The 26,228-nt window shown below is 41.2% G+C and carries 21 protein-coding genes; 16 read left to right on the forward strand and 5 right to left on the reverse strand.

Annotated elements, in window-relative coordinates:
- Nucleotides 1–4: 4 nt before the first annotated feature.
- Nucleotides 5–241: an acyl carrier protein gene (locus AB5062_RS00195; RefSeq protein WP_005844276.1), complete on the reverse strand. Its 237-nt coding sequence runs from the start codon at nucleotides 239–241 to the stop codon at nucleotides 5–7.
- Nucleotides 242–393: 152 nt separating this feature from the next.
- On the opposite strand from AB5062_RS00195, the gene purN reads away from it, so the two are divergent.
- Entirely contained in the window at nucleotides 394–972 is a 579-nt protein-coding gene (purN, locus tag AB5062_RS00200) for a phosphoribosylglycinamide formyltransferase (RefSeq protein WP_032953007.1), read from the forward strand.
- On the opposite strand, the gene AB5062_RS00205 is transcribed toward purN, so the two are convergent.
- Nucleotides 944–1,489 (reverse strand): RNA polymerase sigma-70 factor, encoded by a 546-nt coding sequence (locus AB5062_RS00205; RefSeq protein ID WP_005844272.1) that lies wholly within the window; start codon nucleotides 1,487–1,489, stop codon nucleotides 944–946. The two genes, purN and AB5062_RS00205, sit on opposite strands and share 29 nt — an antisense overlap.
- Before the next feature lie 320 nt (nucleotides 1,490–1,809).
- Between AB5062_RS00205 and AB5062_RS00210 the strand changes: the two genes are divergently transcribed.
- The 6 genes from AB5062_RS00210 (at nucleotide 1,810) to AB5062_RS00235 (ending at nucleotide 11,805) form a co-directional block, all read left to right on the forward strand.
- Entirely contained in the window at nucleotides 1,810–4,851 is a 3,042-nt protein-coding gene (locus tag AB5062_RS00210; RefSeq protein ID WP_032952959.1) for a SusC/RagA family TonB-linked outer membrane protein, read from the forward strand.
- Nucleotides 4,851–6,554 (forward strand): SusD/RagB family nutrient-binding outer membrane lipoprotein, encoded by a 1,704-nt coding sequence (locus tag AB5062_RS00215; protein WP_005844268.1) that lies wholly within the window; start codon nucleotides 4,851–4,853, stop codon nucleotides 6,552–6,554. The genes AB5062_RS00210 and AB5062_RS00215 overlap by 1 nt, the downstream gene beginning before the upstream one ends.
- A 245-nt stretch (nucleotides 6,555–6,799) precedes the next feature.
- Entirely contained in the window at nucleotides 6,800–7,309 is a 510-nt protein-coding gene (locus tag AB5062_RS00220) for an RNA polymerase sigma-70 factor (protein ID WP_005844266.1), read from the forward strand.
- A 69-nt stretch (nucleotides 7,310–7,378) separates the two neighbouring features.
- On the forward strand, nucleotides 7,379–8,182 hold the full coding sequence (locus AB5062_RS00225) for a FecR family protein (RefSeq protein ID WP_032952958.1): 804 nt from the start codon (nucleotides 7,379–7,381) through the stop codon (nucleotides 8,180–8,182).
- Nucleotides 8,179–10,833, forward strand: coding sequence for a TonB-dependent receptor (locus AB5062_RS00230; RefSeq protein ID WP_005850126.1), 2,655 nt, complete (start codon nucleotides 8,179–8,181; stop codon nucleotides 10,831–10,833). The genes AB5062_RS00225 and AB5062_RS00230 overlap by 4 nt, the downstream gene beginning before the upstream one ends.
- A gap of 6 nt (nucleotides 10,834–10,839) precedes the next feature.
- Nucleotides 10,840–11,805 (forward strand): DUF4249 domain-containing protein, encoded by a 966-nt coding sequence (locus AB5062_RS00235; protein ID WP_057099561.1) that lies wholly within the window; start codon nucleotides 10,840–10,842, stop codon nucleotides 11,803–11,805.
- 164 nt (nucleotides 11,806–11,969) lie between these two features.
- Here AB5062_RS00235 and pdxB read toward each other — a convergent pair whose 3' ends face one another.
- A complete protein-coding gene (gene pdxB, locus AB5062_RS00240) occupies nucleotides 11,970–12,995 on the reverse strand; it encodes a 4-phosphoerythronate dehydrogenase PdxB (protein WP_005850122.1) in 1,026 nt (341 codons plus the stop codon).
- A 104-nt stretch (nucleotides 12,996–13,099) separates the two neighbouring features.
- Between pdxB and AB5062_RS00245 the strand changes: the two genes are divergently transcribed.
- The 9 genes from AB5062_RS00245 (at nucleotide 13,100) to AB5062_RS00285 (ending at nucleotide 22,339) form a co-directional block, all read left to right on the forward strand.
- Complete coding sequence (locus tag AB5062_RS00245; protein ID WP_005850120.1) at nucleotides 13,100–14,131, forward strand: glycosyltransferase family 9 protein; 1,032 nt, start codon at nucleotides 13,100–13,102, stop codon at nucleotides 14,129–14,131.
- The gene (locus AB5062_RS00250) at nucleotides 14,132–15,055 is read left to right on the forward strand and encodes a lysophospholipid acyltransferase family protein (protein WP_005844253.1); all 924 of its coding nucleotides are present in this window, start codon (nucleotides 14,132–14,134) and stop codon (nucleotides 15,053–15,055) included.
- Between the two features lie 2 nt (nucleotides 15,056–15,057).
- The gene (glf, locus tag AB5062_RS00255; RefSeq protein ID WP_057098706.1) at nucleotides 15,058–16,164 is read left to right on the forward strand and encodes a UDP-galactopyranose mutase; all 1,107 of its coding nucleotides are present in this window, start codon (nucleotides 15,058–15,060) and stop codon (nucleotides 16,162–16,164) included.
- 83 nt (nucleotides 16,165–16,247) lie between these two features.
- Complete coding sequence (locus AB5062_RS00260; protein WP_008666588.1) at nucleotides 16,248–16,964, forward strand: hypothetical protein; 717 nt, start codon at nucleotides 16,248–16,250, stop codon at nucleotides 16,962–16,964.
- A gap of 15 nt (nucleotides 16,965–16,979) precedes the next feature.
- Nucleotides 16,980–17,732, forward strand: coding sequence for a lipopolysaccharide kinase InaA family protein (locus tag AB5062_RS00265; protein WP_005844246.1), 753 nt, complete (start codon nucleotides 16,980–16,982; stop codon nucleotides 17,730–17,732).
- Between the two features lie 14 nt (nucleotides 17,733–17,746).
- Nucleotides 17,747–18,646 (forward strand): glycosyltransferase family 2 protein, encoded by a 900-nt coding sequence (locus AB5062_RS00270; protein WP_005850113.1) that lies wholly within the window; start codon nucleotides 17,747–17,749, stop codon nucleotides 18,644–18,646.
- Between the two features lie 227 nt (nucleotides 18,647–18,873).
- Nucleotides 18,874–19,779 carry a glycosyltransferase family 2 protein gene (locus AB5062_RS00275; protein WP_005850111.1) on the forward strand — a complete coding sequence of 302 codons (906 nt, stop codon included), beginning with the start codon at nucleotides 18,874–18,876 and terminating at the stop codon, nucleotides 19,777–19,779.
- A 4-nt stretch (nucleotides 19,780–19,783) separates the two neighbouring features.
- Nucleotides 19,784–20,734, forward strand: a complete 951-nt coding sequence (locus AB5062_RS00280; protein ID WP_032933435.1) for a glycosyltransferase family 8 protein — start codon at nucleotides 19,784–19,786, stop codon at nucleotides 20,732–20,734.
- Nucleotides 20,735–20,980: 246 nt separating this feature from the next.
- Nucleotides 20,981–22,339, forward strand: a complete 1,359-nt coding sequence (locus tag AB5062_RS00285) for a transposase (protein WP_117870579.1) — start codon at nucleotides 20,981–20,983, stop codon at nucleotides 22,337–22,339.
- A 279-nt stretch (nucleotides 22,340–22,618) separates the two neighbouring features.
- On the opposite strand, the gene AB5062_RS00290 is transcribed toward AB5062_RS00285, so the two are convergent.
- Nucleotides 22,619–24,094, reverse strand: coding sequence for an MAC/perforin domain-containing protein (locus AB5062_RS00290; RefSeq protein WP_117597059.1), 1,476 nt, complete (start codon nucleotides 24,092–24,094; stop codon nucleotides 22,619–22,621).
- A 121-nt stretch (nucleotides 24,095–24,215) separates the two neighbouring features.
- Complete coding sequence (locus tag AB5062_RS00295; RefSeq protein WP_005850105.1) at nucleotides 24,216–25,673, reverse strand: MAC/perforin domain-containing protein; 1,458 nt, start codon at nucleotides 25,671–25,673, stop codon at nucleotides 24,216–24,218.
- Nucleotides 25,674–26,228: the final 555 nt, after the last annotated feature.

The raw sequence follows: 26,228 nt of genomic DNA on the forward strand, positions 1-26,228 counted from the left end.
ATAATTACTTAGCGTTAGCTTCGATATAAGAAACGGCGTCACCTACTGTACCAATTTTCTCAGCCTGATCATCAGGAATAGAAATACCGAATTCTTTTTCGAATTCCATAATCAGCTCTACAGTATCCAGTGAATCTGCGCCCAGATCGTTAGTGAAGCTTGCTTCTGTTGTAACTTCTGATTCTTCTACACCTAATTTATCAACGATAATAGCTTTTACTCTTGATGCAATTTCAGACATAACTTTAATTTTTTAGTTAATAAATTGAATTATTTTATTTTCTTTGCGGTTGCAAAGGAATAAATATTTCTTGGGCTGAGCAAATATTCAGGCAAATAAATGCAGAATTTTGCACATTTTTTTGTTTTATGTGCACCAAAATAGAGAACATCATGAAGAAAATCGCAATTTTAGCTTCAGGAGAAGGCACGAATGCTGAAAGAATTATTCGGTATTTTTTAGAGAAAAGAACAGCTGAAGTAGCATTGGTTATCGTCAACAAAGCACAGGCCGGTGTACTCAAGCGAGCTGAAAGACTGAGTGTTCCGTCACTTATCCTCACAGCCCAAGACTTTGCCGACGGGAAAGCACTGGAAATACTGCACCAATATCATATTGACTTTATTGTACTGGCAGGCTTCCTCTTGAAAGTACCTGATGTCATTTTGCATGATTATCCGAATAAAATAGTAAATATTCATCCGGCCCTCCTTCCCAAGTTCGGTGGTAAAGGTATGTACGGTTCCCGCGTGCACCAAGCTGTCATAGCTTCCCATGAAAAGGAAAGCGGCATCACCATCCATTATATAAATGAACGATATGATGAAGGAAATACCATTTTCCAAGCCACCTGTCCGGTATTGCCCACTGACACGCCAGATACATTGGCAATACGGGTGCACCAGTTGGAATACGAATATTTCCCTCGGGTGATTGAAGCGACTATTCTAGGCAAAAATCTTTCAATCTAATACGAAAAAACTGAAGAGCTTTGCCTATCCGATAATTGACAGTCTGCACCGACACCTCCAGCTTGTCAGCAATTTCTTTATGGGTCAGTTGTTTATACCGACTCATAACATATACTCTTTGCAGTTCTTTAGGAAGAGAATGAAGGGCTTCCATATAGGTATTAAACAACTCCGTGCCATAACAAGAATCCAATGCCGGCAGAGATTTCAACTGTTGGCTCTGATATTCTTCATATACCTGACGGGTAATATGGGAACGGGTGATTGAATTCAAAGCCCTGTTCCTGACACTGGTAAATAAGAAAGATTTCAGCGACAAGTCCTCTACCAGCAACTCACGTTTTTCCCACACATACATCATCAAATCCTGCACTATCTCTTCAGCCTCTTCAAGAGAAACATACGAGGAACAAAACAAACATAGCGGCTTGTAATAAGAAGCATAAACCAGGGAAAATACTTTTTGATCTCCCGACTTCAAGGTTTTAATAATTAAGCGGTTATCATTAAGGTTCATAGGTCATTTTTAATTTAAGGTTACACAAACATAAGTATTTATTTCAAAATAAGAAAACAAGAATGAGATAAAATACAAAAAATATAAGTTTTTGTTTAGTAACCCGGTTATGATATTTGTATTAATAATGTTGACCGACTTAAAGAGAGATTAACAGAAACCTTAATAAATAAACCTTGATAAGTTAACCTTAAACTGAATGCCTATGCGAAAAACTATCAAATCAAACCCATTGGGTAAACATGCCCAATTATCAACAAACCTATTATTTAATCTGAAAACAAAAATCTAATAAAGAACGAACCTCAAAATCTAACCTTATGAGACGAATTTTTACTTTTTTCCTGACATTCCTATTGGGAATGTTTGTAACAGCATTGTATGCACAAACGCATACAGTCAGCGGTACTGTAATAGATAAAGACGCTAACGAACCTCTGATCGGCGCAAACGTATTAATTAAAGGTACAACTATCGGAACAGTGACCGACCTCGACGGAAAGTATACCCTGCAAGCCGGTGACAAAGACATTCTGGTATTCTCCTATTTAAGTATGAAAACCATAGAGGAACCTGTAAACGGACGTACAGTAATTAACGTAAAAATGGCATCGGATACAGAAACACTGGGTGAAGTCGTAGTAACGGCAATGGGTATTAAACGCCAATCCGAAACACTGACCTATTCTGCGCAAACAGTAGGAGGTAAAGACGTTAATGACATCAAGAGCGTCAATATGATTAACTCCCTGCAAGGTAAAAGTGCCGGTATGATGATCACACCGAACTCAACCGGAGCCGGCGGTTCTTCCAAGATTCTGTTCCGTGGCAATAAGTCCATCAGCGGTAACAACCAACCGTTAGTAGTAGTAGACGGAGTTCCTGTCATGATGAATATCACCAACTCACAAGTAGACAGCAACTACGGAGGCCAGCGAGACGGTGGTGACGCCATGTCTACAATCAATCCGGACGACATCGCCCAAATCACTTTGCTGAAAGGTGCATCGGCAGCAGCGCTTTATGGTGCGGTAGCAGCCAATGGCGCCATTATGATTACCACCAAATCAGCACAGTCGGGTAAAGTTTCCGTTAATGTATCCAGCAACACCACGATGGAGAGCCCAATGGTGCTACCCGAATTCCAGACTACTTATGGAATGAGCGACAACGGTACTTTCAGCTGGGGTGAGAAACTAAGCAGCAAAGCTCCAAACTATGCAAAAAAATTCTTCCGTACCGGATTTACAACGAATAACTCCATCTCCTTAAGCGGAGGCAATGAAAATATCCAATCTTATTTTTCCTATGCCAATGTCTATTCACAAGGCATCACTCCCCAGAATGACTACCGAAGCCACAATTTGAATTCAAAAGTAGGTTTCAATATTCTGAAAGACATTCATATTGATTTCACGGCCAAGTTTACCAACCAGCACATCACCAATCAGGCAGCTGCCGGTTACTTATGGAATCCGCTGACCGGTGTTTATCTCTTCCCTAGAGGAGAAGACTGGAATGGCTATAAAGAGAACTTCGAGGTATATGATCCCGCAAGAGGCTGCTATGTCCAAAACTGGACAAATACACAACAACAGCAATTCGGTAATCCATATTGGATGTTGAACAGACAGACCCCTATCACCGACCGTAACCGCTATGAATTCGGCGGAAGCATCAAATGGAACATTACTCCGGATCTGAATATCCAAGGACGTATGCGTTACGAAAGAGGAGAAGAACACTGGGTACACAATGCTTACGCATCCAGCGTAGGAAACCTTTATCCGATGGGACGCATGAAAGACAACCGCTATTTCAGCGACCAACTTTATGGCGATGTTTTAGTAAGCTACAACCATACATTCAATGATTTTTCTCTATCCGCTACCGCAGGTTCCAGTTTTACAAAAACCAAAACCTCTCATGTAGACCTATGGGGCGAGGGTTCCCAGTTCTCACAGCCCGGTTCCGGAAACATTTTTTATCCGAACATCTTTACTCCGAACAACTATTATGGCAATATGTCCACCGTGGGCAAAGATGACAACTGGATGACCCAAAAACGGCTGAACTCAGTATTCGCCACCGCACAACTCGGTTACCGTGAAGGCATATTCCTTGATATATCAGCACGTAATGACTGGTCTTCGGCATTGGCTTTCACAGAAAGCTGTTCATTCTTTTATCCCTCTTTTGGAGGTAGTGTCCTGCTGAACAAATTTGTAGATATGGGTAAGAACATTGATTTGTTCAAATTCCGTGCAAGCTATTCTATCGTAGGTAATGACGTACCTGTATTCATGAGTAATCTGCTCTATTCTCTAGGTTCTCAAGGTGCCATCACTCCCCCCGACAAAGCTCCGTTCAGAACATTGAAGCCGGAAAAAACCCATTCTTTAGAAATTGGTTTTGACGGTACATTCTTACAGAACCGACTGAATATCAACCTGACTTATTATAAAACCAACACTAAAAATCAGTTCTTCTCCGTTGCGGCTCCTTACGAATCAGGCTTGAGAAACCGTTATGTAAACGCCGGTAATGTAGAAAACAAAGGCTTTGAATTCAATATCGGATGGTACGAGCAGTTCACTGACAACTTCAGCTGGAGTACCAACCTGAACTTCTCTTATAATGATAATAAAATCAAAGAATTGGTAGATGACCTTCCCAACGGACTGACATTGACCGATTTCGGAGGTGCAAAAGTTATATTGAAAGAAGGCGGTCACTACGGAGATCTGTATGTACGTCATCTGATGCGTGATGAAAACGGCAAACCCTTGCAAAACGAAAAAGGAGAGCCTATCGTAAGTGGTGATTCTATGGACGAACTGGAATACGCAGGCAATATGAATGCCAAAGTAAATATGGGATGGACAAACACATTCCGCTACAAAGACTTCTCACTATCGTTCCTGATTGATGCTAAATTCGGTGGAAAAGTGATTAGTATGACCGAAGCCGCCTTGGACGGATGGGGCGTATCGAAACGTTCAGGTGAAGCCCGTGATGCCGGCGGTATTACAGTGGACGGAGTAAAATTTGATGCCGACAAGTACTATCGTACCACCGGTAACAACAACTTCAACAGTCCATACGCTGTGGAAAACTATGTTTATGATGCTACCAATATTCGTCTTCGTGAAGTGACTTTCGGTTATACCTTCCGTAACTTGCTGGGTGCAGGCAAGAACCTGACAGCAGCCATCATCGGCCGCAACCTGTTTTTCTTCCATAAAGACGCCCCGATGGATCCGGATGTATCGGCAGGTACAGGTAATGGAATACAAGGTGTAGATATGTTTGCACTGCCTACCTCACGCAGCTTTGGTCTTAATTTAAAACTTAACTTCTAATGCTTGAAACTATGAAACGGAATAAGATATTAACATACGCCTTCTTAATGGCAATCCCCATGACTACAGGAAACATCTTTTCTTCCTGTACAGACGACTTCGAGAAATTGAATACCAGTAACATACAGGTAGATCCGGCAGACCTTCCTTTTGCCGCACAATGTACCGAACCGATGACCTACTGTTATCCTCCTCAGCAAAATATGTTCCAGTTTTGGACCAACCTGACTATTGACCTTTATGGAGGTTATTTTATGACTCCCAACGGTAACTTCACCAATGGTGATATGGGAGAGAACCGGGGACATAGCGGTGGTATGTACGAAAACTATTATCTCCATATTTTCAATAACACCCGCCGCATCATCGCACAATGTGACGCCAGTGGTGAAAGAGGCCTGTCAGGCGTGATGCGTATCGTACAGGCTTACGGAACATTGATGACCACAGATGCCTACGGACCGATACCTTACAGCTCCATCCTATCGGGAGAAAACGAAGTGTATTTCGAGTTCGACAGCCAGAAAGACCTGTATAAAGCCATGCTTGAAGATCTGAGTACAGCCATTACTGACATCAGTGCCATGGGAGCAGATGAAATAGCCAAATTGAAATCCTTTGACTGTTGGTGCAACGGCGACAAAGACCTATGGGTAAAAATAGCCAATACGATGAAACTACGCATGGCGTTACGCCTGTCCAAACGGGAAACCGAAGCCGGCAACGCCGGAATGAACCTTAAGGCAATCGCTACCGAGGCTGCCCAAAACACTTTGGCAACAGTCAACAAGGATATTCTGATCGATAAAAGTCTTGAGAATGAAATGTGGCTGATGTTCAATTGGGGTGATTGTGGATTCAATGCCAATCTGGTAACTATTATGAGTGGAACCAAAGATCCGCGCCAACCGTTATATATGACCCTGAATACCGGAGATATCAAAAACGAAGCCGGTACTACCACAGTAGCTGCCAATAGTCAATACCTGGGTATCCGTTTTGCCAGTGGCCTGCCTGCCAAACCAAACAGTTGGGGTAACTTCTCCGGTTGGATTCAAGGAAACAACGGTTCCTCTTATTCCATGCCACTGCCCATCATGAAAGCAGCGGAAGCCTATTTCCTACTGGCTGAAGCAAAATTAAGATGGGATATTGGCAGTGAAAGTGTAAAGAACCTATATGAAAATGGAATCCGTGTTTCCATGACTAATGAATTAGCTTATCGGGGGGCTTATGCCGGAATCAAAGAATATCCGGAAGGAGCAGTAGATGCCTACATCAACGGAACAAGCACCCAAATAGACTATACAGATCCCATCAAAGCCGAATTAAGCACTCCGGCTGTAAATAAATTAAGTGTAAAATGGGATGAGAGCGCAAGCAACGAAGAAAAGCTGGAAAGAATCATCACCCAAAAATGGCTCGCCCTATTCCCTCTATCCACCGAAGGCTGGGCAGAACAACGCCGCACCGGCTATCCACGCTTCTTCCCTGCATTCGTCAATGAAAGTAATGGAGCCGTAAACACAGAAGAAGGTGTGCGCCGCGTAATTTATAGCAGCCAGGCTTATGATGCCAACGCTAAGGGAGTAGAAGGCGGGATCAAGCTTCTGGACGAAGAAAATTCCAGCAAATTCGGTATTTCCGGCGACAAAGGCGGTACACATCTTTGGTGGGATAATGCTGATAAAGGAAACTTTTAAAGGCAATATTTTAAGGTAAAGACTGTGATTTTTGTTTCAATAGGTATTCCATATTAAAGTTTCGGATAGGGCAGACCGTGAGGTTTGCCCTATTTTATGACTACCTCCGAAAAGCCGATACAATAACCTCCCGCACCCGAATTGTTATCATTACTAAATGAAATTAAAGACTTTTTCATCTCTTGTTGCTTGGCAAATAAAAGAAAAGCCGTAAGTTTGCCTTCCAAAAAAGAATAAAACACAGGATGCAATTATCACCCAAGGAATTTGAATACCAATTTCGCTGTCTTTACCGTCCGCTGAATATGTATGCCCTGCGCTATACTGAAAATCTGGATGACGCAGAAGACATCGTCCAACAAGCCTTCTCTGATGTATGGGAGAAGCTTGTCGGAGGCACATCTATTCAAAACCTGAAAGCTTATATGTACCAAACTGTACGTAACCGCTCACTCACACTGATAACCAACCGACAAACACACTGTGAAACAACCGAACTGACAGACTTGGAAGATCTAACAGAAGAAGAACGCATCATCCGGTCAGAACGTGACGCGCGTTTATGGACAGCCATCGACCACCTTCCTACCGAACGGAAAAAGATCTTTCTGCTTTCCAAACGTGACGGCCTTACTTATCAGGAAATTGCCACCGAACTGGGTATTTCTATAAAAACTGTCGAACATCAAATCAGTAAGGCACTGAAAACATTACGAGAAACAGCCATTAAAATATATACTTTTTTCTTCGGATAAAAAAATCGGCAAGCGAATAGGGGGATTTTGTCTTTTCCCTGTCTTAACAATAAAAAGAAAGAAGATCGCATGGAGAAAGAAGAGAAAGATATTCGTTTTGTAGCCCGGTTCTATCGGGAAAACAGGCTGGACACGACACAAGCCTGGCAAAAACTAGGTATCGGCAAACAAAGAAATAACTCTATCTTATTATATAGACTGATAACTATCGCTGCTGTCACTTTCCTGATAGCCGGATTCAGTTGGTGGTGGATATACGACAGGCAAGACTGGATTGTCATTGCCTCATCCGCACACGCCGTCAAAGAAGTCACGCTTCCGGACAACAGCCATATTACGCTGGCAGAGAATTCGGTCTTACAGTATGACCGCTTGGCATACGGCAAAAAAAACAGGAACGTCACTTTAAATGGAAAAGCATATTTTTCAGTCACACATCAAGAACAATGTCCTTTCAGGGTACAGACCGAACTGGCAAACATACAAGTACTGGGTACACAATTCCAAGTAACGGCAAATGCAAATCAGACTTCGGCAACCGTAGAGTCTGGAAAAGTCCGTTTTTATAACAAAGAACAAAAAGAGGCTATCCTGACAAAAGGCATGTATGCCTTCATTAACCAAAAAGGACAAATGCAAATAAACAAACAAAGTGACCCCAACACTTTTGCATGGAAGACCCACGTGTTTGTTTATAATGAAGCCCCCTTGAAAAAGGTAGTAAAAGAATTAGAAGAAGTCTATAAGGTCCATATCGGCGGAATTCCACAAAAAGAGTACTATCTGACCACGACCTTTGACAATACTCCGATAGAAGACATAATTGAAATCATAAACCAAACACTAGATACGAAACTAGACATAACCCAATGATGCAATTCCATTCTAAATTTTCTTTTCTTCTGCTCCTTTGCCTCATGCACATTTGTATTGAGGCAAAAGGAACAGAACATGATGAGCCCCTCGTAACATTAGATATGAAACAAACCCCCATCCGTAAAGTTTTGGCAGAAATCACCCGGCAGACAGGTGTAACCTTTTCGTATGAGTCCTCCTTAACAAAACATCTGTTACCGATAGATATAACAATAACCGCCCAGCCGTTATCCCACTGTTTGCGCATTCTGTTTCAAAAACTGCCCGTAGAATATATACAATCAGGCAAATACATCATCCTCAAGAAAAAACAGAAAAACATTGTAATCAGCGGCTTCATACGAGACAAATCCTCCTCAGAGTCCCTTATAGGCGCCTCCATCTATGATGCCAAAAGCCATCAAGGAACAACCAGCAACGCCGACGGCTTTTTCAGTCTGACTCTGGAAGCCGGAAACGATGTATACCTGAACATCTCCTATGTAGGTTATGACAGTTTCCACCGTTCATTCACACAATTGGAACAAGACACGCTACTTCCGGTTCTGCTGAACAGCCACCAGCAATTAGCCGAAGTGGTAGTGACCGGAGAATATACCTCTTCTCCATTAGTCCAAACATCCGATATGGGACATACCCGTCTCAACAAAGACCTGATCCAACAAACCCCGGTATTATTCGGAGAAGCTGATATTATAAAAACCCTACAGACCTTGCCGGGTGTATCGGCAGGCACAGCCGGATTGGCAGGAATGTATGTGCGGGGCGGTAATGGAGACGACAATCTTTATATGATAGAAGGGAATCCGTTATACCAGATCAACCATGTGGGCGGTCTGTTTTCCTCCTTCAACGCCGAAGCCGTAAAGGATGTAGAATTCTTTAAGTCCGCCTTCCCCGCCCGTTACGGAGGAAGACTGTCCAGCGTAGTCGATATCCATACAAAGGATGGCAACATGAAAGAATATCACGGAAGCGCCATGCTGGGACTGACCTCAGGCAGCCTGAATCTGGAAGGTCCGTTGGTCAAAGACCGGACCTCATTCAACTTTGCATTACGCCGTTCATGGATTGACGCGCTTTCGGCCCCAACCATCGCCATCTGGAACGCTACCAGAAATAAAGGAGAAACCCAAATAGTGGCACGATACGCTTTTACCGACATGAACTTTAAACTCAACCACCAGTTCAATGACCGCAGCCGCGGATATGCCGGTCTTTACTGGGGAAACGATTTTTTGAAGGGAGGAGAAAAAAGAGAAGGTGACAATGGATATGAAAGCAGAAACACCGGCAGACTGCGATGGGGAAACATCATGGCATTTACCGGCTGGTCATACGTATTCAACAACCAACTCTTCGGTAATGTGAATGCCGCCTTTACCCACTATTCTTCCACCTTGAAAGGAGACTACTACCAAGGAACAGAAGCCAACTACGTATCACAGGAAAGTTCAACCCGGAACCGCATTGACGACCTCAGCATACGAGCCAATTTCGATTTCCGCCCCAATGCTTCCCACCAGTTGCATTTCGGCACTCATTATATTTACCACCGTTTTCATCCCGTAGACGAAAAATCGCATTTTTCCAATGGCATGACCACCCAGACCAGACAAAACAACGACACTGCCCTACCTGCACATGAATTAGGCATATATATGGAAGAAGACTGGAAAATGAACAAAAGAATACGTTTGAACGCTGGGGTTCACCTCGGACTATACACCATTGACGGGAAAACGTACACTTCCCTGGAACCCCGTTTTTCCAGTCGTTTCCTGATCAATCCGCAACTCAGCCTCAAAGCCTCTTATACCCGGATGAGCCAATATGTACATCAAGTCAATGAAAGCTACATCAACCTGCCCACAGACACATGGATACCGGTCAGCCGCAAGCTGAAACCGATGCAGAGCGACCAACTGGCTGTAGGAGCTTATTACACCACCGGCAACAAAATCTACTCTTTCTCCATAGAAGGATATTATAAATGGATGAAACATCTGATGGACTATAAAGACAACTACCAGTTTCTCCCTCCTTCCACCAGCTGGGAAGACAAACTGACTCAAGGAAAAGGACGTTCTTACGGCGTAGAACTTATTGCCCGCAAAGAAAAAGGGAAAATAACCGGATGGGCAGGCTATACTCTAAGCTGGAATGACAGACAGTTCACTGAGATAAATAAAGGCAAGCGTTTTCCTGCCAAATTCGACAACCGGCATAAATTCAATATAATAGCCAATTGGAAAATCAAGCCCAAACTGGAGTTGACCGGAAGCTGGACCTACGCAACCGGTAACCGGCTCACGGTTTCTTTCGAAAACTACCAGGCCGTTTCTCCCCAACATCCGTTTCCGGGAGGCAGCCTGGTTCCTCCTTATATAGATCCAGGCGGATTAGACTATTATACGGAACGTAATAATTTCCAACTTCCCGCCTATCACAGACTCGACTTGGGCATCAATATTTACCGGCCAAAGAAAAAGAACCGGATGGGAATATGGAATATCAGCATCTACAATGTCTATTCCTACATGGCACCCGTCAGCATACGCAAAGGATGGTGGTATAATAACGACTGCTTCTATACCCTGGGCATAGTTCCCATTATACCATCAGTTTCTTACACTTATAAATTTTAAATGATTATGAAACATCTGCTATATACATTACTTCTAGGAGTGTTCCTTACCTCCTGTTATCGAAAAATAGATTTGGACGAATATCGCACTACGCCCAAAATAGTAATAAACAGTGTAGTATCCCCCGACACAGTGGTAATGGCCTCCATCACCCGGACCTGGTTCTATCCAGACAAGAAGCCTTATGTCAATCTCCCTCACGCCCATGTGGAGCTCTATATCAACAATCAATACATAGAAACCATGCAATGGAAAACACTGAATAATCCCCGGAACCCAGACCAGCCGGATACCTTATTCCTTTCAAATACAATCCCGGCAGAAGGAGACCGGATAAAAATTGTTGCATCCACCCCCGAATATGGTACGGTAACGGCAGAAGATATCATACCAAAGAAAGTACCTATAAAAAACGCCAGTCATACAATTAAAAAAGGTAACGGAGTTTATCAAGGAACAATTTCCGACTATTTTGAAATATACTATGAAGTCACGTTTGATGAATTTCCGGAAAAGAACAATTATTATCTGGCCAAAATCACACAAATAAAAACGGGCTATTACGGTTACTACGAAACAGAAATAGATTATATAGATCCTGTATTCAAGGAACAGGATGCCATATTGGACGAAAGTATGGCATTCAACGGATTGGAAAAAAGAGGAGGAGCCCTCTTTACCGACCAAAGCATTAACGGACAAACCTATACTTTACAAATAAAAGAGACAACGGCAGAGTTAGACGAAACAGAACAAAGAATCATTTCCATCTATTCCCTTTCCGAATCCTACTTTTTATACCTGTTGTCCTTACAAAAAATTGCCGGAAGCACGTTAGAAGGAGGCTTGGGTAACATTGGACTAGCCGAACCTCTACGGGTTTACAGCAATGTGGAGGGAGGAACAGGTATTCTGGGCGGCAACCAACATTCGGAAACAACTATAACATTGAATAACCTATCTAAAAAATAATTGATTATGGATACATTACAACAAGCTCCCGCCTTATGGTATTGGAGCGAACCCGCATCGGGATACAGCATTGAAGATTGCGAACAGATTGTAGCAGAAGAGATGCAAACAGCAAAAGCAGACTAAAAGTTCTGGCCACCGTAGGGGTACATTGAAATGTACCCCTACGGTAAAAAAGAAATTTCACGCCTCAATGGATAATTCCCCCGCAAATGTTCAAATTCTTCGGGATGCCGTTTCAATGCATCACTGTCACGAGTCGGATCATACACCTGTAGAAAAGCCTCTTCCGGATCAGAAGAATAATCCATATACGGCAAAGCGGGCGGTACTATTTTAAAATCAGCCTGTATATGGAAGAAGTTACAAAGCTCCTCCAATGCCATCCGTGTAGCATTCGACTTTCCGTCAGCTGAATACCCTGCTATATGAGGGGTTCCCAAAAAAACTTTCTGCAACAAATCCGGGTGAATATCCGGTTCATTTTCCCACGTATCAATAACCGCATCACGTATCCGGCCTGTCTTCAGCGCATCAAGCAAAGCCAATGTCTCTATTACTTCTCCACGAGAAGTATTCACAATAAAAGGTTTCCGTTGCAAACCGGCAAAGAAATCCGCATCCGCCAGATGGAACGTTTTATATTTCCCATTCCTGTTCAGCGGAGTATGAAAGGTTATTATATCACATTCCCTTGCCAGTACAGACAAATCCACAAATCCCGTTTCCCCCCGGTCCGCACGTGGAGGATCATTCAGCAAGACCCGCATCCCCAATGCCTCCGCCATACGTTGGATACGGCTTCCCACATGTCCTACCCCAACAATCCCCAGACAGCTTTCTTCCAATCTCACCCCCTTCCGGCGTTTCAACAATAATAATACCGAATGCAGGTACTGCTCCACACTGCCGGCATTACAACCGGGACAATTTTTCCATACAATTCCCGCCTCATCACAATAGTCCACATCAATATGATCAAAACCGATGGTCGCAGTAGCAATGAATTTCACCTTGCTTCCTTCCAGCAGTTCACGGTTACAACGGGTACGGGTACGGATCACCAATGCGTCAGCATCCCGTACATCCCCGGCGGTAAAACCACTACCGGGCAAATACACCACTTCATCGGCTATCTGTTCGACAGCTTCATGTATATAAGGTATTTTATTATCTACAATTATTTTCATCTTTCAAAAACTTGCTTGGGAACAAAGGTAGACACTTTTACCGAATAATAATTGGCTGATTAGAAAACTTTGCATAGATTTGTACATTCAATAAAACAGCTGTTATGTCCAAGATTCTTGTAATCTGCTTTTCATCCATCAATAATGTGGCAATGGCAATCCCGGTCATTCACTCATTGGCTACGCAATATGCCCAGCATCAAATCATGGTGCTGAGCATAGACACATTCTCCCCCTTATTCGAGAATGTGCCGGACAATGTTATTTTCCGTGGGGCAGATTTCAGAGGAGAACATGCCGGATTAATGGGTCTGGGATGGCTGTACAATGATTTAAAAGAAGAAAAATTTGATGCCGTAGCCGCTTTCCAGCCCACATTCCGCAGCCGTTTTCTTTGCTGGCGTTTTCGTCTGGCAGGCATAAAAGCAGCCCACATCAAGCAGAACAGGCGGGAACTGCAAAAACTGATACGGCGGAAACATAAAATATATACAGAGCAAGACTCCTTTTTTCAGCGCTGTGCCCATACGCTCAGTCAGATAGGTTACCCCATCCGGTTAAGTTTCCTCTCCCTTTTCGGAAAGAATAAAGGCAATATTTCCAGCCTGGCTCCGTTAACCGGTGAGAAGAACCAAGAAACATGGATTGGAATCGCTCCCTTTGCAACACATGTAGGCAAAATCTATCCGTTGTCAAAGCAAGAGCAGATCCTCAAACATCTATCTGCACGCGACCATACAAAAATCTTCTTATTCGGAGGCGGGAAAAAAGAAATCAAAGTATTGGAAGAATGGGCCCAACATTTCCCCAACGTCATCTCAACAGCCGGCAAACTAACCATAAATATGGAATTGGCCCTCATGAGCAATATGGACGTCATGCTGGTAATGGATGCCGCCAATATGCACCTTGCATCATTAGTGAACATCCCGGTTGTATCCATTTGGGGGGCAACGCATCCCTGTGCAGGCTTTGCAGGATGGAATCAGTCTGCGGCAAACACAATACAGATAGACCTGCCCTGCCGTCCTTGTTCCTTATCCGGAGAAAAGCACTGTTATAGAAAAGATTATGCCTGTCTGCAAGGCATAACTCCCGAAATGGTAATAGAACACATAAACAAAGTCATCAGTTAAATGAAACAAATAAATCTCATATATTATTCCGTTTTCTTTTTGTGGTATTTGCTTTCGCTTCTACCCTTGCGATTCTTATATTTCATATCCGATCTTCTTTTTTATCCGCTCTATTATTGCATCCGCTACAGACGTAAAATCATACGCAATAATTTATCGAACTCATTCCCCGAGAAAGATTTAAAAGAGATTGTCCAAATCGAGAAACAATTTTACTCTTTCTTTTGCGACTATATAGTAGAAACGCTCAAGTTATTCTCCATTTCAAAAAAACAACTGATGAGAAGAATGACTTTTGAAGGACTGGACGAGATAGTGGAAAGCATGAACAAAAAGAACAAAGACTTCTGTTTTATCTATTTAGGGCATTATTGCAACTGGGAATGGATTGCATCCTTGCCTTATTGGATTTCCAAAGACATATCCTGCGGACAAATCTATCATCCACTGTACAATCAGGCTTTCGACAAACTATTTCTAAGATTACGCAACCAGTTCGGAGGCGAATGCATCCCCATGAAAACGACTTTGCGCCGCATCATTGAATTGAAACGGACAAAGCAAAAGGCAATTATCGGATTTATTTCGGACCAAGCACCCAAGTGGAACAGCATACATCACTGGACTGAATTTCTAAACCAAGAAACACCGGTTTTCATCGGTACGGAGAAAATAGGCAAGCAAGTGGACGCCTTGATTTATTATGCTGACGTAACACGGGTCAAAAGAGGATACTACCACTGCCGGCTCAAACCATTGTGCGACACCCCCCGGCAAGTACCCGATTTTGAATTGACCGATTTGTTTACCCGAGAATTGGAACAAACAATAAAAGCGCATCCCCAATATTGGCTCTGGAGCCATAACCGCTGGAAAAGAACCAAAGAAGAGTGGCTGCGCAGACAACAGGAAGAAACTAAGTGATTATGGAAAAATATGATTATTTGATAGTAGGTGCCGGTTTGTTCGGCGCCGTTTTTGCCCACGAGGCAAAACGAGTAGGTAAACATTGCCTGGTAATTGACAAGCGCAATCATCGCGGAGGCAATATCTACTGTGAAGATATGGAGGGCATCCATGTACATAAATATGGTGCACATATCTTCCATACCGACAATAAAGAAGTGTGGGACTATGTAAACAGCTTTGTCGAATTCAACCGATACACCAACTCCCCTTTGGCTTACTTTGACGGGAAATTATACAATCTTCCCTTCAACATGAACACTTTTTATCAGCTGTGGGGAGTAAAGACTCCGGCAGAAGCCAAGGCCAAGATAGAAGAGCAACGTAAAGAATTTGACCATATCGCCACCCCCGCCAACCTGGAGGAGCAAGCATTAAAGCTATGTGGAAAAGACATTTACCATCGCCTTATCAAAGGTTATACAGAGAAACAATGGGGACGTTCCGCCAAAGAATTACCGGCATTCATCATCAAACGTATTCCTTTCCGTTTCATTTATGACAACAACTATTTCAATGACAGCTACCAAGGAATCCCCAAAGGCGGATACAACGCCCTTATCGATGCGTTACTGGAAGGAACCGAGGTTCGTCTCAACACCAATTATTTCAGCAACCGCAATGAACTGGACGCATTGGCAGACAATATCCTGTTCACCGGATGCATAGACCAGTTCTTCGATTACCAATGCGGACATCTGGAATACAGAAGCCTGCGCTTTGAACATAAACAGCTGGAAACAGAAGATTTCCAAGGCAACGCAGTAGTCAATTATACAGAACGTGAGGTACCCTATACCCGAATCATTGAGCACAAGCACTTTGAATTCGGCACACAGCCCACCACTGTAATCACGTATGAATATCCCGATGATTTCGCGCCGGGCAAAGAACCTTACTATCCGATAAACGACAAGCGGAACACCGAAATGATGAGCCAATATAAAAAACTGGCCTCTGGGCGGAAAGACGTTTTATTCGGAGGCCGTCTGGCACAATACGCATACGCCGACATGGACGATACCGTAGCCGCCGCCCTCGCCTTATGCAAAAAGACATTTAAATAAAAGGAAATCCTTGGACTCCCCAAGGTTTTCCGCTAAATTTGCATGATATTCCTAAATTGACAAACAACATAGATAACAAACCAATGAAGTGCCTTCATATCATAACACCCGTAAAAGATTCGATTGACTCCACGCTTGAAACCGTAAAAGCAATCATGGAATCGGATATTTTGGTTCCTTTCACTTATACTGTCTATAACGATTTCAGCACGGAAGAAAATACCCATCGGCTGGAAGAGGCCGCCCGTCAATGGAATTTTCGTCTGGTCAACTTATCAGACCTGACCGACCACCCCTCTCCCAACTATCTACTGGTGTTACAAACAGCACAAAAAGAAGCCATCGAAGCAGATGCAGGATTACTGATTGTGGAATCGGATGTTATTGTCAAAAAAAACACATTGCAATCACTATACAATGGAGCATTGCAACAGAAACAATGCGGAATTGCAGCAGCTGTGACAACCGATGAAAAAGGCGTAATCAATTACCCCTACCTACACGCCAAGGGACACGAGAATCAAGTGTACCCGGAAAAAAAGCATTGCAGCTTCTGCTGTTCACTACTCACCCCCGGACTGCTGAAAGCATTTGACTTTCAGACATTAGACCCAAGCAAGAACTGGTATGATGTGACCATCTCGCACGAGTCACTGAAACGAGGTTTCCAAAACTACCTGTTCACCACGTTGCCCGTATGGCACAGGCCCCATAGCAGCCGTCCGTGGAAACAACTGAAATACAAGAATCCTTTAAAATATTACTGGTTGAAATATACCAAAGGACTAGACAAAATTTAACACTATTATAATGATATGAGCAAGACAGAGCGTTTGTTTCATCCCCGCACCTTAGTGATTCACCCTGATTTCAAAAATCTGGAAGAATTTATAGTATCCATTCCCGAACGTTTCCAAAGGAATGAAGGTACTGTTATTCACCAAGGGCGCAATGAATTGCGGAAAATGGAATACAATGGCAAAGAATATGTTATCAAATCCTTTCACAGCCCCCACCTTATCAACCGGTTTGTATATGGCATATTTCGTCCATCCAAGGCAAAACGCTCTTACGACCATGCAGAAATGCTGCTGAAAATAGGTGTAGGCACTCCGCAACCGGTGGGATATATGAATATACGTTCAGGGCTGCTGTTCGATAAAAGTTATTATATCAGCCTCCTCTCCACCTGCCCCTACATTTACGACAACCTGTTCACACAGCAATTCGACTACGCCGAGGAAGTATTCCGCGCCATAGGCAAAGTGACCGCCCGTCTTCACGAACACGGATACGCCCACAAAGACTACGGACGTGCCAACATCCTGTTTCAGAAAACTCCCAATGGCATAACAATAGAAATTGTCGATTTGAACCGGATGTACATCGGCCCCATAGATATGAAGACCGGCTGCAAAAACTTTGAACGCCTGCCGGCAACTCCACAAATGCACCGATGGATGGCAGAAGAATACGCCAAGGCACGGAACTTTGATGTGGAAAAATGCTTTGAGCTCATGAGAGCCTATAGAAGCGTACAGCCGGGAAAAATAGATAACCTTTACTAAAAACTAAATGCATCATGAACATTATAGCCGTAGTTGTAACCTACAACCGAATGGAACTTCTGAAAAGAAATATTCGTTGTCTGCAACAAAACAAGCCGATATCTTCCATTGTAATAGTAAATAACGGAAGCACGGACGGTACAACGGAATGGCTTGCCGCACAGGAAGGGCTGACAGTAATCAATCAGACCAATGTGGGCGGTGCAGGAGGATTCTATACAGGCATACAATACGCTTATCAGGCGGGTGCCGACTGGATTTGGTGCATGGATGACGATGTATTTCCGCGGGCCGACTGTCTGGAACAACTCTTGCCGTATACCGGCAAGAAAGATATCGGCATACTGGCCCCTCGCAGGTTGCTCGAAGGAGAAATATTCACCCATGACTTCCAGGCATACAACCTGAGCAATCCTTTTGTATCCATGTACAGCAAGAAACTGGCAGGACGGCACATCACCTCACCGACAGAAATTACGGGAACAGCTTTCGAAGGTCCGTTCATCCGCCGCGAAGTCGTTGAGAAGATAGGTCTTCCCAATAAAGACCTTTTCATTTTCTGTGATGATACAGATTACTGCCTCCGCACCATACGGGCAGGGTACAAAATACTCTATATACCTGATGCCCTGATGGATAAAGAGAAATTCTTCTCCAACGACACATGGAATGAGCGAAGCAAGAAGAAAAAGTGGAAACGCTTTTATCAGATCCGTAATTCAACTTATTTAAACCATCACTACGGACGCAACATAGCAGTGAAATATCTTCGCGGCTTCAACGGAGTAATGGGATATATTTTCATCGCGTTGTTCACCAGTCCGTTTGCAAAAGCCTATCAATGGAAAGATATACCCCGATTATGGAAAGCCTATTGCGACGGAATACATGAAAAACTTGGAATTATGAGTTAAAAAACGGTAACGCCCTTACCAGTTAATGTTTCATAATAAACTAGCATTTATATACTATATTTACAGAAAAAGAGTAAATTTGTTATATAATTAAATATCAGAATATTATGAGAAAACTAAGGATTACGTTATCTATTATAATGAGTTCAGAATAAAACAAATTCTTTTGACAATAGTATTAATTATCTCTAATATGACAGGTAGAAATCAATAATCATTGGTTATTTATGAGCAATTTATTACTATCCAAAATAGGGCACGTTATATCCGAATTTCCTTTGGCTTTTAAACAAACGAAAGAAGTCAAATTATTCATGACATTGCTGGTAAAAAACGAAGAAGGGATGCTGGAAGAGAATTTACAGTTCCATAAAGCGATGGGAGTGGACGGGTTTATCATTACTGATAATAACTCCACAGACTCAACTCCGGACATTATCCGTAAATACAAACAAAAAGGGTGGATTAAAGAAGTGATAGAAGAAAAGGCTACCAACTATGAACAAAAGGACTGGGTAGACCGTATGATTTGGAAAGCCAAAACCATTTATAAGGCCGACTGGATTATCAATGCCGATGCCGACGAATTATGGTATGCCCCTACCGGCAATTTGAAAGATGAATTATATGCCACCAATGCCAATGTGCTGAATTGTGAAATGAGAAGTGTCTATCCTGAAGAAGAAAAACCCTTTTGGCAATGGGATAAGACTGTAAAAGCGGTAACCGAACCTGAAAAATATGACTTGTCACTCTATTCACTGTTTGAGCGTCAGAACAAAAAAGTCATTCACCGGACTGCCGGTTACCTGCAAATTTCAATGGGAAACCATAAAGTAACCATGTTCCCACAAAACTCTGCCGACAGCCATATCCATGTATATCATTACAATATACGCGGCAAGCAGCAGTTTATGGAAAAGATGATAAATGGCGGCAAGCAACTGGAGCAACACAAGGGCAGACACGGAGGTCGCCACTGGCGCTACTTCTATCAGTTACATAAAGAAGGAAAACTAGAGGCTGAATATGAACGTGTTATCGGCAGTGCTTATTTTGAAGCACTTCGCAAAGACGGATTCATTATTCCGGATGTAACGATTCCTAATTTCTTTAAAAATATAAACTCATAAGCTAATGATGCATATTGCACTTACTATAGATTCCAAATTTGTTCGTTATTGCGCAGTCACAATAGTTTCAATATTAGAAAATAATGATCCTAAAGATATCATGCTACATATTGTATCAGGGCATCTACCCAAAGAAGATGTTCTTACTTTGTCACAAGTAGCAGAAAAATATGGAACTTCCATAGCTTTTTACTATATTCCACATGAAAAACTTCAAAATTATGAAGTTAAGTGGCAAAAACAACGTCTTTCCATGGTTGTCTTCTATCGATGTGTGTTGGCTTCGATATTACCTTCTACAATCTCACGAGTGATTTATCTAGATAGTGATACACTTGTTTTAGGATCCTTAAAAGAATTATGGGATACCAATCTAAACCAATTAGCACTAGCAGGGGTACAAGATACTGTCAGCCCTAATCCTAGTTACTTTGAAAGATTACAATATGCTCCCTCATACAACTACATAAACGGAGGTGTTTTACTATTAAACTTAGCATATTGGCGCAAACATAATATCGAGCAACAATGTATAAAATATTATCAACAATATCCCGATCGCATTATTCTAAATGATCAAGACATATTAAATGCTCTATTATACGACCAAAAGGTACTAATAGATATAAAGTGGAATGTTCAAGACGACTTCTATAGAAATAACAGATATACATCCCCTGCGTGGAAACCATCATACACAGATGCCATTTTACATCCAATCATCTTACACTATAGTGGACGTAAACCGTGGGCATACCATGCTATGCATCCTTTGCGGCATCTATTTTTCCATTACCAAAGGCTGACTCCATACGATGATTCAGCGAAACAAAAGAAAATAAGTACACGTATCTATAGATTCATTCATTTACTGCCATATATATTAGGCCTTAAACCAAAGAAATATGTAAACCTTAAAAAAATAAGAGAAAATTCCCAAATCACTAAATTATAATATATTCTTGTGGGAAGAATTTAATAAACCGGTAATGCTAGCCATTCCTATTCAAGAAATATACCAATGAAACAGATTACAATAAACAAAACTATTTTACAGGGACATTCATTAAATATTACAAAATCAGCCAACTAATTCATACACAAAGTATTGCGAATTAGTTGGCTTTTTTGTATCTTTAGGTATTCCCCCGAAAATAAGGTTTGACGGCCAAAACGGGGGAAATATCCAAACTAATAAGATATGGCAAAGATAGTGAATATTTCAGAAATTCACCCTACTTTGGGTTTTACAGAATTTGATATTCTGGAAAAATACCGCAAGAGTTTTAATGAGAGTGAGCTTGGCAAGCTTCATTCGGTCTTTCCGTTTGAATGTATGGCAAAAGCCGCCGGCCTGTCGGACCGGCGCCTGGGACGCAGGAACAGATTCAGTCCTTCCGCAAAGATCGCCCTTATGGTCCTGAAGGCATACACCGGATTCTCCGACAGGCAACTGGTGGAACATCTGAACGGGAACATACACTACCAGATTTTCTGTGGAATTATGATTCCCCCGTCCCTTCCCATAACCAACTTCAAGATAGTCAGTGCCATCCGTAATGAGATAGCATCCCGCCTTGACATTGATTCTTTCCAGGAGCTCCTGGCTTCACACTGGAAACCTTATCTTGATAACCTTCACGTATGCATGACCGATGCCACATGCTATGAAAGCCACATGCGTTTTCCTACGGACATGAAACTCCTTTGGGAAAGCCTCGAATGGCTCTACAGGCATATATGCCGGCATTGCAGGGAGCTGGGCATAAGGCGTCCGCGCAACAAATACAGGAATGTGGCGGAATCCTATCTGTCCTACTGCAAGAAAAGAAAGAGGAGAGCTTCAAGGACAAGAATGCTTAAGCGCCGTATGATCAAGCTTCTTGAAAAGCTCCTCAGTCAAAGGGATGGGATCCATAGCGAGTACGGTGCTTTACTCCGATATACCCAGGATTATCATAAGCGTCTTTCCATCATCAGAAAGGTGCTTGTACAAGAAAAGGAAATGTTTGAAGGGCGGAAAGTCAGTGACCGCATCGTCAGCATTGACCGTCATTATGTACGTCCCATCGTCAGAGGCAAGGAAACCAAGTCCGTCGAGTTCGGTGCAAAGGTCAATAATATACAGATAGACGGCATATCGTTCATCGAACACCTCTCGTTCAAGGCATTCAATGAGGGTATACGCTTGAAGGACTGTATCCGTATGCAGCAGAAGCTTATGAATGTAAGGGTAAGATGTGTGGCTGCCGATTCCATATATGCCAATAATGCCAACAGAAAGTTCTGTACAAAATATGGGATATCCACATCCTTTGTGCGCAAGGGAAGGGCGGCCAAAGATGAGCCTTTGAGGAAGGTGCTTAGAAGCGAACTCTCAAAAGAAAGGGCAACACGGCTTGAAGGAAGCTTCGGCACTCAAAAGCAACATTACTCGCTCTCAAGGATAAAGGCCAGAAACAGGAAGACGGAAATACTGTGGATTTTCTTTGGAATACATACGGCAAATGCCATACTGATAATAGAAAAAATCAGAAACAAAACAGCTAAAGCAGCATGATATGATTTTACTCACAGAATCAGAAGAGGTCATCAGACTTCTTCCGGAACGTCATGTCCTGTCGGATAGAAGTATGTGAGAAAGCACGGAAAAATGACAATAAGAATGGCATATGAAATGGTCATGCCCTATCATCTTCATATGCCATCTTATTTTTTAGAGACATTTACTGAATATCCCTTTACAAATAATAGTATTCGCTTTCTTTGGATCTCGAGCGAACACTATTATTTGAACAAGAAAAAAAATCTACCTATATCTTTTTAAAACCGACAATATTTATGGATAAACATATCCTAAAATACCACCATACTGATCACCTCTCTCCCTTATAAATCGATCTACTTCTGCCTTATCTGTTAAATAATGACTATCTCGACCTTTAGGATAATATAAACTATAAACAGGAATAGTATTAACTTCATTCCATGTATAAATATAGCCAACTATACCTTGGTATTCATGACCTTCATTTTGGAATTTACGTACTTCAGCCCATGAAGTAATATAATGTGAATTCCTCCCTTTAGACCAATACATTCTATAAAGAGGCAGAGTACCAGGTTCCTCTTCAGCACATATATACCCAAAAACACCGGAATATTCATGCCCTTCATTCTTATACCGAAGAACTTCTGACCAAGAAGTACACCAGTGACAATTTACACCCTTAGGCCAATATAATTGATATAATGTAACCAACTTAATAACTGATATTTTTTTACTATTTATATATTTCTCTACTGCTAGCTTTAAATCAGCCTTCTTTACTGGGTCTGAAACCAAATCATAAATAGGATAAGTAGCATTCCAATCAACATCAACCAACCGCGAATGAGTATCGTCTACAGATTGTGACCATGCACCTATATTGATAGTAGTCGTGGGACCTTGATTAGGAGACAAAGTTATAGTAGTACCAGAAGTAGTGCCTCCTACACATTGAATAGTACATGTCCAATCTGAATTCTTTTTATTAGCCTCGGTTATTGTAGTTGTGCTCCAAGTCCCATCAAAATCAAGACCGACTTTAGACATATTATATTTCGCCCCAGCACTTACTGTCTGTTTTTTCTCTGTACCTGTATTTTCTTCTATAATAGCCGATTTATAATAAGCTATATAAGAACCTCCTACTGTAATATTAGTAAGTACATGGGTCCCATATTTTGCAACAATTTGATCTGCTGAGTATTTACCTAAATCAGACACAAAGTTAGAAGATAAATATCGAGATAAAAGCTCAACATCTGCATCTACAAAATATTTTCTTTGTTTCTTTGTCACTTCTGCTTTAGCAAAAGAATATTTAGAAGAATATGAATATTTAGAGGCAGACTTAAATCCAGCGGAAAGAGTGCCAGAAAAGAATCCTTCAGCATCTTTTTTAATATCCATGGCTGCTACAGATCCCTTAAAATTTGAATCAGTTATCACATTCTGAAGAAAAGATTGGGCATCTTCACCTGCAACAATTTTTTGGTCTATGGTTCCAATGAAAGGATTATAAAACCGATCACCATTATCTCTTATTAATGCTTTGACATCAATAACTTGTAAACGAGTAGAGTTCTCCCCTAAATAATCCTCTGTTATATCATATCCAAACCCCAGTACATCATAGACACCATCTCCTGCCATACGGGAACTCATATCTTCTGTTTCATTCCTTTGCATTTCACAAACGTCATAAGTATTTGTACAAGAAACCAGCACTCCTACAAATAAAAAATAACACAAATTTATTTTCCTCATAACAGTACATTTTAAAAAGTTAATAAATCAAGTTTTAATAAGCATTGTTCATATCACATACCTGTGCTAGAAGCTATTTTATAAGAAAAAGAATATTGATATTTTTTATCTCCAACATGAATCAATCTTCAAAAGGAAATACATATCCTACAATTTTTTGAAAATCATCCGTATTAAAATGAAGTCCTTTCCATTGAACAGAATAACTATGATTTATATGTTTTGCACTATAATATTCATATAAAGGTACTGTTCCTAAAACCTGCGATTTATAAATATAACCTGTTATTCTTTGGTATACATCTGTATTACTCTGATTACCTCTCCATACAGAACTTAAACTTTGATTTATATATTTTGCACTATAATATTCATATAAAGGAACAGTTCCCTCCACTTGACTCGCACAGAGATAGCATGTTACACCTTGATAATCATCCGTATTAAAATGCGTTCCTTTCCACTCTGTAAAATAACTACTATTTATATGTTTGGAGCTATAATAATTATATAAAGGCAACAATTCCAATATCTCCAGTTTAAAACTATCAATGTATTTTTCTACTGCATTTTTTAATGCTACTTTTTTTGCAGGATCTGAAACTAAATCATAAATAGGATAAGTAGCATTCCAATCAACATCAACCAAACGGGAATGAGTATCATCAACTGATTGTGTCCATGCACCTAAATTGATAGTAGTCGTAGGTCCCTGATTAGGAGACAAAGTTATAGTAGTACCAGAAGTTGTTCCTCCTAGACATTTAATATCACACGTCCAATTAGAATTTTTCTTATTCGTTTCAGTAATAGTTGTAGTATTCCAACTTCCATTTGCATCGAGCCCCACCTTTTTCATATTATATTTAGCACCAGCTGTTACAGTCTTCATTTTCTCTGTGCGATTGGCTTCTTCTACAATAACAGATTTATAATAGGCCCTATAGGAACCACCCACTGTTATTTTAGTCAGTACATGAGTTCCATACATTCTAACTATCTCATCAGCTGAGTATTTATTTAAATCCGCTATAAAATTTGAAGATAAATACCGTGATAAGGTTTCAGCATTAGTATATAAAAGATATTGTCTCTGTTTCTTTATAACTTCCGCTCGCGCAAAAGAATATTTGGAAGAATATGAATATTTAGAATCAGACTTAAATCCTGTAGTAATACTCCCGGAGAAAAATCCTTTTGATGTATCAGACTTACCCATTGCAGCTACAGAACCAGAAAAATTTGTATTACTTATTGTTTGCTGAAGAAAAGACCATGCATCCTCACCAGCAGTAACTTTTTGTTCTATAGTTCCAATAAAAGGATTATCAAAACGTCCCTTATTATCTCTAATAAATGCTTCTACATCTAAAACCGGTTGACGAACAGAAGCTTCTCCCAAGTAGTCTGATGTTATATCATATCCATAACCTAACACATCATAAATTCCGTCACCTGCCGCACGTGGCATAACCTCTTTTTCCGAGAAATTCTGTAAATCCTCAAAACCACTACTGTCTGTACAAGCAGCAATGAATAAACCTAAACAAAGGCTTAATAAACTAATTCGTTTTTTCATAATTATCACATTTAAAGTTAGTATACTTTTCTCATTTTCACAATGAACAATCTTATAATTCCATCATGTCATTTTCCACTAAATGCCAAACAATTAAACGCCAAACTATTTTAGTATTCATTCCATAAACAAAGATATCTCAAACAGAGATTATAAGAATTAGATCGGTAATATACAAAAAAATATTGAATTTGCAAGCGAAATTGTGATATTTTTGCAGAAAAAAAAGACAATCAATAATACAGGCTCTCTATCTATAAATTTTTCCAATAATAAGGGAGTGAATGAATATGTATAGCAGTCAGTCCTATTGCATAAGCTTTTTCTATCTCCAGATTAAACCTTTTTATATGGATGTATTCTATCTCCATAGCCTTTGGAGTTATCTCCATAAGCTTTGGAGTTAACTCCAAAGGCTTGCGGAGATAGAACAAACAGGAAAAAACCCTTTAACCATACAGCAAGAAATGTTTAGGGATGCGGATAAGATATTTTAAGGATGAATCTGATTTTAAAACCACACAATTCCTTACGGATGAAAAAACTCCCCAATGT

Origin of the sequence: Phocaeicola sp. RTP21359st1_B8_RTP21360_211022 (assembly GCF_040911965.1) — a bacterium.
Taxonomy (GTDB): Bacteria; Bacteroidota; Bacteroidia; order Bacteroidales; family Bacteroidaceae; genus Phocaeicola; species Phocaeicola vulgatus.